Origin of the sequence: Pseudomonas iranensis, from assembly GCF_014268585.2 — a bacterium.
In the GTDB taxonomy this organism is placed as follows: Bacteria; Pseudomonadota; Gammaproteobacteria; order Pseudomonadales; family Pseudomonadaceae; genus Aquipseudomonas; species Aquipseudomonas iranensis.
The window spans coordinates 2368185-2380685 of sequence record NZ_CP077092.1 but is presented as its reverse complement, the minus strand read 5'-3'; the positions used below and the strand labels follow the sequence as shown (position 1 = coordinate 2380685).

The following is a 12501-nucleotide window of genomic DNA, read 5'->3' as shown; positions in this document are numbered from 1 at the left end:
CGGCTTTCTCAACCCGGTGAAGCGCCGAGTGTAACGCCTGCACGGATGAACATGTCCGGCTCAGCTGCTTTCAGTTGCGCCAGCGTCAGCGGCTTGAACGACTTGTCGAGCTGAAGCTTGGCGAACTTCTCCGGAGTCAATCCTCCATCACGGAACAACTTGGCCCGCACCGGGCCGAGCGCATGATCTTGGAAACTCGCCGGCTGCGTTGCCAGCCACTCGTAATAGTTCAGGCTGGCATCGACCTGCGCCCCGCCATTGTCGCCCACCGAAGCACGCGTGGAGTCCTTGGCGAACATCTCGGAAAGACGGGTTGTCGGTACGGTGGTTGACCGGCAGTTGATATGCGCCGGCGGCAGCGGCCCTTTGCCCAAGTCGAAACGCATGCCATCCAGTCCCTTGCACTGCTGCGACGTCTTGCGGTCGAGCGTCGATACCCAGCGATAACCCAGCACCACGTCGCTGTTGGCTTTCAGTGTCTCCATTCGCGACGTCGTGGCCACGTGCTGGATTGCCGTCTGCACCACGGCAGCAGCATTGCGATTGCTCACCGCGAGAACGCCGTCCGTGAAGTTCTGTGCCGCAGTGCCGCGAATCGCCTGAATGATCTGGGCGTTCGTTTGACCCTGGCCGAAACCAAGCCTGATGGTGTTCGTCACGCGCATCGTCTCCGTGCGCGTCCAGCCACTGACGAAACTCTTCAGCAACTTGCCGCCGTCGATGCCTTTCACCTGTAGAGGATAGGAAAACACCGCCGCGCGGATCACTGTGTTGCTCGGCACCACCGCATCGATGGACAGCGCATTGCTCAGGCTGTTGGCCTCAAAGGTCGACTCGTATAGCGCGATATCCACAAGATCCGCCTGAACCAGATCACCGTAGGCCTTGTAGATCTCCAGCAGCTTACCGTCCACACGAGCCAAGAACTGCTCAAGGCGGTCCCGGCTGTAGGTGGTCAGCTCCTTGCGGGTCAACTGCACCCGCACAAGCGTGTCGATCTGGCGCAGGTACTTCTCGAACTTCTTGACCTCGCCGGCTTTAAGTCGCTCCAGCATTACCGAGTGGCGCGTCGTCTGCTCCAGCAGTTGGCTGTCCGCCTGCGCCAGGTTTGTCAATGGCATCGTCTTTATCCAGGTTGATGCCGGCCGACTCGCGCTCATCGCTGATCAGGTCGGCTTCGTCTTCGTATGGGCGATCCGGCAGTTTGGCAGTGGTCAGGTACTGCCAGTAGGTGTCGGCGCTGATCGTGCCAGCCATCACGCCCTTGAGCAGCTCGGCAAGCACCTGGGCATCGACCACTGGGGTCACAAACTCAGGGCTCACCTTGAACTTGACCTGCTTGGGGTCGTAGCCCTTCCACTCAGCCGCGTACCGCAGCCCCTGCTCCACTGCCTCTGCCACCGTGACGACAATGCTGTGCAACGTGGCGTGCTGGTCGTTCTGGCGTGTTTTGCGTGCCTCACCCGACTCGGTACCGCCGACATCCATGACCTTGGCGCCCGCCTCAAGGGCGGCGTTCTTCTGGTCGTCCATCGCCTTGCGGACTGCTTCAATGCCAGCACCTTGAAACTCTAGATAGCCACATTGACCGGATGGACCGAGGTCCCATGCTGCAGATGGTCCGGTCACGCTCAGCTCTACAGAATCATCAAGGCCAGACACCCATGGTTGCGGATGGCTGGTCTGGTGTAGCGCAGTGAAGTAGTCAGCGCTTAGTTGGTAGGACTTCAGCGCGGCCCGCGCCATTGTGAGCAGCGGCACCTCGTCCACTTCCGGCGAGTTGTCGGTCGAGCCGCAATAGATCACCGGAAGGTAGTACAGGCCTTTGACCAGTCGGTTGTCGGTGCCAATAGTGCCTAGGGGCTTTTCTTCCTCGACGATCTCCCCACCTTCGTTCCGCACAGCGGTGTAACAGGTCTCGCCTTGCATGAAGAACTCACGGAACACCGTGTCGCAGTCATGGCTGTAGCGGTCGCCACCCTTTTTGCGGAACTCCCGGAAAACCGAAAGGACCAGATCTTGCCGGCCACCTTGATCAGCGGTTTCCCAGTTGATGGCGTTTCGAGTGGCGTACGTCGAGAAGTACGGTTCGCCGCGCTCATCAATGTTCACCACCAGCGGGACGCGGCCGTGAGAGATGGCCTGGCGCACCATGCGGAAGAACAGCTGCTTCAGGCCGAAGCCGTCTGAGGTGGCGTTGTTCTCCAGCCCCTTCAGGCCAGCGGGCAGCTCAATCTCGGGAATCAGCCTGGAAACCAGCCCCATCATCGACCGCAGAGAGTCACGCACCCAGTGCTCGTACTGGGCACGGTTCGTGTAGTTCTCGTAGAGGTACTTGTTCCCAGCGGTGTCGATCTTCTCAGCTTCGACCATGCCGCTCGGCTTGGGCAGGTTGCGCTCGTTACGCTTCACGGCACATTCGCCTTCGAGGGCGTCGTCCATCATTTCCCATTCGGCGATGTGCGCATCGTAGTCGGGGTTTGTCGATTGCACTGGCATCAGGCCAAGCCTCCAATTCGGCGTGTTCCGCCTGTGCGTGTTTTGATCGGGTACCGCTTGGCAATGAAGTAGCCAGGGGCATCCACCAGGTGGTCGTAGCCGGCCTTCTTGTCGGGCTCGCCCTTGTCCGTGTAAATCTGGCGCTCCAGGCACTGCGTGTATTTCGGACACTGTTCGACGTTGACCAGATATCGATGCTCACCATACGTATTGGCGAACATCGCGCACATGGCGTTGACCCGATCCTTCACAGCGGGGTTGGTCGAATCCACCACTACGGTAAATCCTGCCTTTTTGAGCAATGACAGGTCAGATTCGCTCGCGCTCTTACTGCTTGTGTTCTGGCCGCTGGCGTCCGGGTAGATCGCAATGCTGTGGTCAGGAAAGCGGAGCTTGATCTTCTCGATCATTTCAGGCGTGTCCCGTACATCTGAAAACTCGCTGAGTGCCAGTGGCAGGTCATCGCGAATGACGTGCACAACTGCCGCCATCTTCATGACGTTGAAGTCCATGCCGATGTGCAGGGCTTCACCGCGCTTAATGGTTTCGCTGGTGCGGTTCGCCTCACGATTGAACGTGTAATAGACGACACCCGCGTAGTTCTCAAAGCTGGCCTCGTATTCCTGTCGAAAGGTTCGAGGGTCCATCTTGCGACGGGCCGCATCCAGCTCTTCAGCCGGAACGTTGCCGCCATCGAGCGAGGTGTAGAGCCAGCTCTTGTGATCAGGCTCATGCCCCGGCCGGCCGTCTTGGAACGTGTCGTAGCAGTGGTTGAATCCCTTGGGCGTGCCGATGCGTAGCGCGTGACCACCCTTCCGCATGCCGATGCCCGGTATCGAGTATTGGCAGGTCGAAAGCATCGGCCGCAAAACCTCTTCCCAAGCCTCCCATGGACAGTCAGCCCATTCATCCACCAGGACGAAGAACAGACCGGAGCCGCGCAGATTGTCGTAGTTGTCGAGCCCTACCACGCGCATGACGTGGCCAGACTTGAGTGTGATCGAGCATTCCGTTTCGTTCGGACGGTGTGCACGCCAGGCCTCAGGGATCGCCTGCTTCAGCCGTCGCCAGAACACACGCTTGGCCTGTTTGAACGTCGGCGCGCCGTACCAGATCTCGTCCTCAACGCTCACACCCCACTCAGCAGCAAGTCGAGCAGCTCGGCGCATCTCAGCTTTGCCCAAGAACGTCTTGCCGAACCGGCGACCACACACCGCATCGCGGAAGCGCGCCTGAGGCTGGAAGCCCCAACAATAAATGTTCGCTTGTTTCGGCGTCAGCTTTACCGGCGGATCATAGGTACGGGGTAGCGGGGACATTCTCATCAGGCTCCAGGGTGTACTCAGCAACGGCGTGCTGCTGGTCCGCTTGGGAGCCCAGAGGTTTTTCAGGTTCGAGGCGACGATTCACATAAACGTCGCCCACTTCTTTGGCTGCCTGCTCCAGCAACTGGGCAGTCAGCGCCATGTTCTTCATGTTCTCGGCCTTCTCGGCCATGCGTCCCAGGGTGCGAAGTCGATATGCTCGGTTGGCGATCGGGATCTCTGCCGTCTCTTCGCGAAACCTCTTGCGGGTGTCGTTGAACAGCGTCTGCCACTTCACGTGCAGGTTGCGTCCAACGTACTTGGTTGGGTCGTATGCCTCGCATTGCTGGCGGGTCACTTCGAGCCCGAATCTTTCTTTGACGGACGCCACGACTTGCGATGGCGTGTCAAAGCAGGCGAGAGCCTGTACGACAAAGGCTTTCACCTCGTCTCTGAGTGCGGCCATAAGTGGGCATCCGTCAAAGTACTGTCAAAGTCAGGCCGACTTGAGCAGACAGGTTCCGCAGGCCCTCGATATGTTCAATTTCCCCACCTCGGCAGGATTGTTTGCAGCGTCCACCAGCTCTTGCACTTGAGGGCTTGCCCCGTAGCGGCGCACCACACCGACGAACTCTTCAACGTCGTGTCCGCGCATTTCAAGCTTGGGCAATCCTTCCGGGGTGAACTTGGGTGCGCCGTACTGATCGGTCGCCTGAGCGATGTGGTACAGCTCATGCTCGACCAGTGCGCAGAAGTCAGCGTCACTGCACTGGGCACAGTAGTCAGCAGCAAGAGTGATGATGTAGGCCGGCACGTTGCCGAACCAATCCAGCATCTGCTGTTCTATCCGAGCCTTCTGCCAGCCGCCGGCGCGGAACGCTACCTGTTCGGCTTGACCGACCACCGTGCGACCCTTCTTCGTGAATGCGGCAGACGCCCACATGACTCTCACGTCCGCATCGATCAGATGGGCATGGTCTTCGTTGTGGATGCTTCCGGTGTCGGCGAGGATCTCGGCTTGGAGCCACTCCCACACCTCAGGAGCAGGGATCAGGCGAATACCCAGGCTGGACAGATCCGATAGGTCGAGCAACGACTCCGGAGGCATCGGCCTGTTCATGGCTCACCTTGCACTTGTAATGATGGCTGGATGCCGGTATTGGTGGGATTCAACTCACAGCAAGGAAAGCAACATGTCCGAGAACTTCAAAAACCTTCTCCGCAATAACGGCCTCGCAGAAGGCTCAGCTGCGGCTAGGAGGGATGCAGCGGTATCTGCTGCCCTCACCCTTATCAACTCGAAAGTAGGAAACACTCCAGAGCGCGCTTCGATGCTCAAGGAGGAAATGGCTAACCTTTCTGACTACGCAGATAAAATCCAGGAAGCCCTTAAGGTCAAGTAATTGACTTCGCCGGAGTCCTGACTGGCTGCTTAGTGTCGCGACACAATTTGCACTCTCGCGAAACGTGTCGCGACCTACCTGTTATTCTGCGCTGCCGCGTATGCAGCCTCACACGCAAAGCCGGCTATTCGGCTTCGATCAAGCGCTTCTGCCAGTCTTCCCGCTTCTTCGTCAGCGCTTCTACGCAGGTCGGCGAGCAAAACGGTAAGGTCGGCTCTTGCCTGGCTTCCGCTGGCAACCTCGGCAGCACAAGACTTTCGCTTGGCGAGGAGGTCGGTGATTTGCTGCTGCAGGCTGCGAGCCCGGTTATCAGCAACAACAACGGCAGCCGATACATGCTCAGTTTTGGCTTTCGCATCGTCGGAGACTCGATTGATGTCATTGGTGATCTCGCGCTGGATGCGGAGCGTGTTGGTGAGCGAATCCACCCGGGCGTTGGCGGTATCGAACTGGGCGGTAATTGCTGCTCGATCGTCCTTCACGCTATCCAGTCGCAGTGACAGATAACCGACGGCTGCGAGCGCTGCCAGCACCACCCACAACCATACAGGGACCAACTTCAGCAAGGCGTTCATGGCGTCTGCCGTTCGACGGCTTCGTTGACCTTCTCTGCCGCCTTGCTCGCGGTGTCAGCGGCCTGGACGACTGAGTGCGAGGCCTCTTGCACCTTCACTGCTGCGTCCTGAGTCTTCTCGGCCAAACTGTTCAGTCGGACATCGCGCTTGCCCAGTGCAGCGTCATAAGCGCGGCGAACTTCGGTGAGCTGCTTTGTGTGCTCACTGCTGGCGGACCAGACGCCGGCCTGGTAGCCAAGGATCGATCCACCGGCGACTAGTAACAGTGCGATCACCCACACCTCGGCGCGTCTCCACCAGTGGCGGGCGATAAAGTTGATTGCGCATCTGTCCATCAGTTGATACCTCCGAGCTGTGCCCGCAGACGCGCAATCTCTGCGCTCTGCGTGGTCACCCTTTCAGTGAGGGTCGCAATCTGGCCGGCCAAAAGTTCTACCCTGCCCTCCATGCGTCCGACGGTAGCGGCAAGCTCGTTGCGCTCCTTGGCGAACTGGTCAGCACGGGCCTCGGCGGCGTTGGCGCGAGCACGCTCGGTATCGAGCAGCTCATTCAACCGGCGGACGGTGCCGATATCGGCGTTATCCATCGCCCGGTCAGTCGCATCCTTGGAGAGAAATTTCCTCAGCCATAACAGGCCACCGAGCAACACAGTGCCGGTACCGCCGAGCCACGCGAACGTGCCAGGCCCCAGGTCGTTAGGATCCATCGCCACTCCATAGAGAAAGGTGGCCGACGTACGACCCGTACAAATAAGTCAGCTCCAGCTGCACTCCCAGCTCGGGGCTATGGGTGTGGGGAGCCGAAAACGAAAAAGCCTCCGCGAATGCAGAGGCCCTGAATAGGTGCTAAACCAATAAAACAAAAGTGTTGTATCAACACATAAGTGTTGTAGAATGGACTCATCCAAACAACGAGGCGAGGTGATGAAGTTCAGCGAGTTCAGACGATGGTTGAAGGCCCAAGGGGTGACCTTCGAAGCCGGCAAAGGAAGCCACTTCAAGATCATCGCCCCAAACGGCAATAGAAGCACCTTCGCGGATCACGGGTCCAAGGAAATGCCGGAACCGACCCGCAAGGCGATCATTAAACAACTGGGGCTCTGATGAGCCCCTACACCATATCTGATGCTGGACTATCACCTCTAAGGAGTGGCCATGTACGACTATGCAATTCGATTTGAACAGGACGATAACGCCACTGGTATTGCCGTTTTCTGCCGCGACCTGCCAGAGCTGAATAGCTACGGCGATGACCGGGAGCACGCGATTCGTGAAGCGTCGGACGCCATTGAAACGACACTTTCACTCTATGTGGACTTGCGCCGGCCTATCCCTGAGGCAAGTCCTGCTAAAGAGGGTGAGCACGTTGTTCATCTTCCAGCCGTTACAGTCGCTAAAATCGCCATTTGGAACGAGATGATGCGTCTCGGGATGAAGAAGGCTGAGTTATGCAGACGCCTAGGCGTCTCCCAGACAATCGGAGACCGCCTGGTTGACTTCACTCACACTTCGAAAATGGAACAATTGGAGAAAGCCTTGGACGCATTGAACGCCTCTATTCGCGTGAGCCCCGCCGATCCAGAATGGATCAACCTGCCCTATGGGGGCGGGCAAGCCGGATTCTACGTAGGTCGATTGATTGATGAGCTTCAACAGCGCCCACGCGGCGAAATGCTAGTCGGCGCGGTTGCGGGAGTCTTGGGCACAGTCAATCCCGACTCGCTCGACTATTTCCTGCGCACCCGCTACGCGAAGCGACCAGACACGATGCAGGCCGTCCGAGAAGTTATTGACGACTTGGTCGCGACCGGGAAAATCGAACATATTCCGAAGCAGTCCGGTGTTCCTGCAGGCTTGATACGCTTGAAATAAGCAACAAAAAACCCGGCACGTTGGCCGGGTTTTTCATGTCAATCCCTAACGCGCAAGATCGACAGGATGGGTAAATATTCTCTCACTTTCTCATTCATTGCAATGGCTTTTTGCTACGCCGCGCAACTTTCGATCAAGCCCTCCGCATCGAGCAGTTCCTGCGCCGCTGTGAGCGCCTCATTTACCTGATCGTCTAGCGCCCTCCGGATCGAAGATCTCCACCGGTACCGGGTCGATTCAGGCCTGCCGTCGTTGTCCCAGTTAGTGATGTCATACCAGGCGGCAGGCAGCACCGCAGATGAGCGCTTCCCATCAGTGCCGCCAACCTGCGGTATTGCCCAGGTCAGCACGGCACACTCACGGAACCGTTGCGGTGCCGGCGACTTCACGGAACTCAGCAGCTCGAGTATCGCGCTGTGCTTTCGCTCTTCGTGCGTTGAATACTTCGCTACCAGTGCGCGCCAGTGCACCGGCGTGAGCGCCTTGTGCAGGCGTCCGAACACCCAACAATCTTGGAGCAGAGCCGCCTCTTTGCCTACGATCTCCCCCTTCTGCTTGGCGCACTGCACCTTGGGCTCAAAGTCGCAGCCACCTGCAGAGCTGATCGTCTCGGCGGCCAGCGCGCGGACTACGGCGGAAATCACGTTGCGATAGGTCATGCTGCAGCCCTCTTCAGTTCGCGGGTCTTGGCCCGGTAGTCGGCGGTGATCGCCTTGAGTTCTTCTACGGTGTGCTTGCGCGGTTCGTGGTCTGCTTCGAGCGCTTCAACAGCCTCCAGACCGATGCGGGCAATCAAACCGGTGCGGAATCCTTGCGAAACCGTCTGGCCCTTTCTGGCGTACTTGGATGACCCGGCATTGCAGCTCTTACACTGCAACCAGATGTTGTTCGGCACCAGCCGCAGCTCGGGCCGTGCGCCCTTGCCAAGGAAGTGGCCGGCATCGAACGCACCTCCAGTCTTCCAGCCCTGCGTCGCCAGAATCGATTCCTGCGACTCGCCGCAGCTCATGCAACCGCTGCCGATGCTCAGCTCATAGGTGCGCCGATAGTCGCGCACAGCCTTCTCGGCATCCTTGAGGTGATCGCCGCGACTTTTCAGGGCCTCTTTGCGGACCTTGATCTCGCGGCGACCGAGCTGGGCGATCGCCTTACTGGCTCTCTCGCTATTCGCCGGCGCAATGGCCAGCGCACACTTCGGACTGCAAACCGCTTGCCCCAAGCGCTGCGGCTGGAAGCTGATGCCGCACGCTGGGTTCTTGCACTTCTTCGGCTTCGGGGCCTTCTGTTCCTTGATGGCGGTTCGCATCAATACCGCCCTCCCCACTTGTCCTTCTCTGTCCAGCGCACGTCATGCTCGGCGCCGAAGGCGTGCATCAGCTCGAACAGATCGCTGAACCACTTCTGCGACTGCTTGCGGGTCGATACGGCCATCACGACGAAGCCACCGTCGAGGCCAGGCTCTGCGCGCTGCTTCTCCAGCGAGGCACTGAAAAGGCACTTCCAGTCTTCGCTGGTCAGTTTCTTGCCATGCCAAACCACCTGCTCGGAAACGTCCTTGAGCATTGCCCACATCTTGCGGTTGCAGACGTCCGGGCGTTTTTCGTCCTTGATGACCACGATCTTGGGTTTGGTGAAGTCGGATGCGTGCAGGACGCCCATGAGGCGGCTGATATCGCGCTGGCTACGGATTGCGAACTCATTCATGGCTGCACCGTCTTGGCCATCGCGCCGTCCACAAGCGCGTCGAGGTCTTCGCCGGTCATCCCGGTAGCGTGCGGTCCGATCCACTCGACGACTTCGATGTAGCCACTGTGACCGTGCTGAAGCCACCGGTAGCGCTCGGCGTCCTTGCGATACGCTTCAATGGTCGTGTATTGCCTGTCAGCTTCTCGGGTAAGCGAATCAACCTCGGCATTGAGCTGGTCAATACGTGTGCGCAGCACATCCGCTCGGTGACGACCCAGTTCCAGCGCTTGAACGGACTCCTGCACCCATTCGGTTTTTTCGATCCACTCAGAAAATGCTTGCTCGATGCGTCCGAGGCGATCGTTCTCCGCCAGCAGGTCCAGCGCCACCTCCTCCACGGTCTTCTCCCCGAGGAATTCGCCGAGCGCTTCAGCGTTCTGCTTCCACTCTCCGCAGTCAGCCTTCCAGGAGGCGACTTCACTCCACAGCAGCTTCTGGAGTTTTTGTTTGTCGATAGTCAATGAGCCGCACTCCTTGCTTCCAATTGTTCGGCCTGCTGAATGAGCAGCGCCCGGCGATCCGCCAGCTCATTGGCTGCCAGAATTCGCAGTTCTGTTTTTTCCTCGGCCGATGCCTGGCGCATGGCGAGCATCGAGTCCTTCACCGCGGCGAGCTTTTCGCGCAGCTTTGGCGAAGGCCGCGCTACCACACCGGTGAGCAGCGCAACGACGGCCCGACCGTCTTCAGTGACCGGCACGACACTCAAGTCGGCCAGGTACTGCTGAGCGCGCTCCTGAGGGATTCGCTGCATCTGCACGGCCTTGGCGATCGCCTGTGTGCGGCGGTTGGCGTCGAAGCCGACCGACACATGCCAGTTCACTTCCTTGCTGTCCTCCCGGGCCTGCCCCACCAGACGCTCGTAAGCACTGTTGAATGCCATGCGCGCACCGACCTTGTCGCCGGCGTCGAGGACAGGTTTCGCGGCTGCCAGCGCGAGCTGAATTTCGTCCGTCAGCACTACGGTTTCGAATTCATCGTTGGTGGTCATCGCGATCGCCCATGCTTCGTCCTTGCCGGGGCGGCCATCGGCGACCTGAACGCGTTGAAGAATGTCAGCCATTGCCAACTTGCCTCTCACTTCAAAGCGGCAGGCCTTCAGTGCGGCTTTCACGACCGGCACCGGGTAAGCACAGAGGTCTTCGGCCATGATCGCCGCAGTGCCTGGGTTCATTTCCTGCCCCATGGCCTCAGCAGTGGCGCAGATCGCAGCAGCGAGCCCGGCAACCTGTTGGTCATTCATTTCAAAGGTACTCATTGCGCTCCCCTGCTTGGCGCTTGGCCAAGACCATTTGCGCGGCCTGCTCGGCGGCGGAGACGTTCGCTTCGGTACGTTCCATCTGGCGCGCGGTTGTTCCGTTGATGCGCTGCCCGGTCACCCACTGGGTGTGGTAGCTCTCGGCATTGGCCAGCAACTCGTTAAGGCTGTGGCATTTGCGCAGAACGGTGGCATCGCTGGTTTTCAGGAAGTGGGCGGCGACGTGATGGGCGACATCGGCGCCGAGGCGGTCGACCAATTGACCGAGCTGGCCACCGACCTTAGCGTTCCACACCGGCCAGGTGCTGTAGCGCTTGCGGTAGGCCATGGCGTAGTTCGCCCAGACCTTGAAGGTTTTGCAGGACCGGTCTTTTGGGCCTGGCATGTCGGCAGGGATCTCGACCCGTGGCGCATCGGTGCGATCGACCACGAGAACCAGATTGCGGGCCGGCTTGTCCGGGCTGCGTTGCAAGTCCTGACTGGTATCCTGATTGGTAACCTGATGATTGGTATCCTGATTTGTCGGAGATTTTTCCGACCCTTGTTCGGATTTTTCTCCGACCTTGCTCGGATTTTTTTCCGAGGTAGATCGGATTTTTTTCCGACCTTCGTTCTTTGGTGGGGTCGGATATTTTTCCGACCCGTCCAGCTTCTGATTCCACTCAATCGCCTTCTCGGTCAGGCGGAACAGCGTGATGTTCGAAGTGCTGGAAAGCTCAATCAGACCGGCCTCTTCTAGGGCCTTCAGCATGCGGTAAGCAGTGTCTGGCTTGTCGGTGAGCAGCGGCAGCTCCTCGATGATCTTGGCCTTGCTCAGCGCGAAGAAGATCCCGTCGTCGGTCTTGATTGGCTTGGTCCAGCTCGGGCAGCCGTAGACGAAGGCGAACAGCAGGGCCTGCTGAGAGTTCAGCCCCCACTCCAACGCCTTCACCTGATTGATCGTGACGGTGAATTGCATATCAGGCCTTCCCGACCAGTTTGGCCAGTTCGAGGAAGCGATCGACGTACCAGTGAGGCTGTGTTTCGCGGGGGCATTGAGGGCTGGTGAGGTTCTTGCCGTAGGCCAGCCCCTTGTCAGTCACCGACCAGAAGTCGACCATCTCTTGTTTGGAGTTTTTGCGCTGAAGGACTTTGAGAAAGCCGTGAGCTTCCAGTGCAATGTTGAAAGTGCGTGCGGTACTGGCGATACAGTGATCTTTGATCAGCGCGGTTATGGCCTTGGTTGGCATCGAGCTGCCGCCTGAGGCATCTGGCGCGGCATCAATCGCGTAGGCCGGCAGGAAGCTCGACTCCAGACCGTTGTTGGTGGCGATCTTCGCCAGCATCATCACCTGGCTTGAGGGCGACGGCTTTAGGAGGCGCGTATAGCACTCCATTAGCGCCAATTCCCCGACAACCTTCGAGCTGCTAGGGCTGGAGGCTTCGAACTTCCCGGTTTTGCGAATGCTTGGCAGCACCTCGCCAACCACCCATTCTTCGAAGCGCTCGGCGCCGACAAGCTTGGAGCGCATCACCAGTCGGTAGACATCGCGCTCAGGAATAACCGTCATGAATCCACCACCCTGTTTCGGGGTAGTGGTCGCGGCCTTGCAGTGACGGGAGATAGCGTTCTCTGGCTTTGCATAACCCAGGGCGTCGGCTACGTCACGGGCAACGAACCACGGATCGCCGAGCCCGTCGGTGATAACGCGGATGGCGCCACCATCGAAGTCGAAAGGAATTACTGATGAGGTGCGCGACACGTTTTGCGATTTGTTAAAACGTGTCGCGACATTGTTAGGGGTATTGCTGGAATTTGGCTGGCTCTGCATAATCGGGCCTCTCTAGTTTTGCGAATCAGCCGACCTT

Annotated in this window: 18 protein-coding genes; 3 read left to right on the top strand and 15 right to left on the bottom strand. The window is 58.9% G+C overall.

The genetic code is table 11. The annotated features are described in order from the left end of the window. Positions 1–8 precede the first annotated feature (8 nt). The 5 genes from HU724_RS10565 to HU724_RS10545 are packed head-to-tail and all read right to left on the bottom strand — an operon-like array spanning position 9 to position 4923. Complete coding sequence (locus tag HU724_RS10565) at positions 9–1121, bottom strand: minor capsid protein (protein WP_186565548.1); 1113 nt, start codon at positions 1119–1121, stop codon at positions 9–11. After that, positions 1039–2499 (bottom strand): DUF4055 domain-containing protein, encoded by a 1461-nt coding sequence (locus tag HU724_RS10560; protein WP_186565550.1) that lies wholly within the window; start codon positions 2497–2499, stop codon positions 1039–1041. The genes HU724_RS10565 and HU724_RS10560 overlap by 83 nt, the downstream gene beginning before the upstream one ends. Then, entirely contained in the window at positions 2499–3818 is a 1320-nt protein-coding gene (locus HU724_RS10555; protein ID WP_186565552.1) for a phage terminase large subunit family protein, read from the bottom strand. Before HU724_RS10555 ends, HU724_RS10560 begins: the two co-directional genes overlap by 1 nt. Further along, a complete protein-coding gene (locus HU724_RS10550; protein ID WP_056785392.1) occupies positions 3793–4269 on the bottom strand; it encodes a DUF2280 domain-containing protein in 477 nt (158 codons plus the stop codon). Before HU724_RS10550 ends, HU724_RS10555 begins: the two co-directional genes overlap by 26 nt. A 30-nt stretch (positions 4270–4299) precedes the next feature. Continuing rightward, a complete protein-coding gene (locus HU724_RS10545; protein WP_186565554.1) occupies positions 4300–4923 on the bottom strand; it encodes a putative metallopeptidase in 624 nt (207 codons plus the stop codon). Positions 4924–4996: 73 nt separating this feature from the next. Here HU724_RS10545 and HU724_RS10540 point away from each other — a divergent pair, with 73 nt between their 5' ends. Then, entirely contained in the window at positions 4997–5206 is a 210-nt protein-coding gene (locus HU724_RS10540; protein WP_186565557.1) for a hypothetical protein, read from the top strand. 74 nt (positions 5207–5280) lie between these two features. Here HU724_RS10540 and HU724_RS10535 read toward each other — a convergent pair whose 3' ends face one another. The 3 genes from HU724_RS10535 to HU724_RS10525 are packed head-to-tail and all read right to left on the bottom strand — an operon-like array spanning position 5281 to position 6487. Then, entirely contained in the window at positions 5281–5781 is a 501-nt protein-coding gene (locus HU724_RS10535; protein WP_186565559.1) for a DUF2514 family protein, read from the bottom strand. Next, on the bottom strand, positions 5778–6116 hold the full coding sequence (locus tag HU724_RS10530) for a hypothetical protein (protein WP_186565561.1): 339 nt from the start codon (positions 6114–6116) through the stop codon (positions 5778–5780). The genes HU724_RS10535 and HU724_RS10530 overlap by 4 nt, the downstream gene beginning before the upstream one ends. Next, positions 6116–6487: a chemotaxis protein gene (locus HU724_RS10525; protein WP_150594750.1), complete on the bottom strand. Its 372-nt coding sequence runs from the start codon at positions 6485–6487 to the stop codon at positions 6116–6118. Before HU724_RS10525 ends, HU724_RS10530 begins: the two co-directional genes overlap by 1 nt. Positions 6488–6704: 217 nt before the next feature. On the opposite strand from HU724_RS10525, the gene HU724_RS10520 reads away from it, so the two are divergent. Beyond that, on the top strand, positions 6705–6884 hold the full coding sequence (locus HU724_RS10520) for a type II toxin-antitoxin system HicA family toxin (protein WP_085646738.1): 180 nt from the start codon (positions 6705–6707) through the stop codon (positions 6882–6884). 51 nt (positions 6885–6935) lie between these two features. After that, positions 6936–7652, top strand: coding sequence for a type II toxin-antitoxin system HicB family antitoxin (locus HU724_RS27930; protein ID WP_186565563.1), 717 nt, complete (start codon positions 6936–6938; stop codon positions 7650–7652). 113 nt (positions 7653–7765) lie between these two features. Here HU724_RS27930 and HU724_RS10510 read toward each other — a convergent pair whose 3' ends face one another. Genes HU724_RS10510 through HU724_RS10480 form a run of 7 tightly spaced genes read right to left on the bottom strand, consistent with a single transcriptional unit; the run spans position 7766 to position 12464 of the window. Next, on the bottom strand, positions 7766–8311 hold the full coding sequence (locus HU724_RS10510) for a hypothetical protein (protein ID WP_186565565.1): 546 nt from the start codon (positions 8309–8311) through the stop codon (positions 7766–7768). Beyond that, entirely contained in the window at positions 8308–8958 is a 651-nt protein-coding gene (locus HU724_RS10505) for a recombination protein NinG (protein WP_186565567.1), read from the bottom strand. The genes HU724_RS10510 and HU724_RS10505 overlap by 4 nt, the downstream gene beginning before the upstream one ends. Beyond that, positions 8958–9356: a recombination protein NinB gene (locus HU724_RS10500; RefSeq protein WP_186565569.1), complete on the bottom strand. Its 399-nt coding sequence runs from the start codon at positions 9354–9356 to the stop codon at positions 8958–8960. Before HU724_RS10500 ends, HU724_RS10505 begins: the two co-directional genes overlap by 1 nt. Continuing rightward, complete coding sequence (locus HU724_RS10495) at positions 9353–9859, bottom strand: hypothetical protein (protein ID WP_130927934.1); 507 nt, start codon at positions 9857–9859, stop codon at positions 9353–9355. Before HU724_RS10495 ends, HU724_RS10500 begins: the two co-directional genes overlap by 4 nt. Continuing rightward, positions 9856–10653: a hypothetical protein gene (locus HU724_RS10490; protein WP_186565571.1), complete on the bottom strand. Its 798-nt coding sequence runs from the start codon at positions 10651–10653 to the stop codon at positions 9856–9858. The genes HU724_RS10495 and HU724_RS10490 overlap by 4 nt, the downstream gene beginning before the upstream one ends. Then, the gene (locus HU724_RS10485; RefSeq protein ID WP_186565573.1) at positions 10640–11611 is read right to left on the bottom strand and encodes an SIR2 family protein; all 972 of its coding nucleotides are present in this window, start codon (positions 11609–11611) and stop codon (positions 10640–10642) included. The genes HU724_RS10490 and HU724_RS10485 overlap by 14 nt, the downstream gene beginning before the upstream one ends. Position 11612: 1 nt before the next feature. Then, entirely contained in the window at positions 11613–12464 is an 852-nt protein-coding gene (locus HU724_RS10480) for a BRO-N domain-containing protein (RefSeq protein WP_186565575.1), read from the bottom strand. Positions 12465–12501 lie beyond the last annotated feature (37 nt).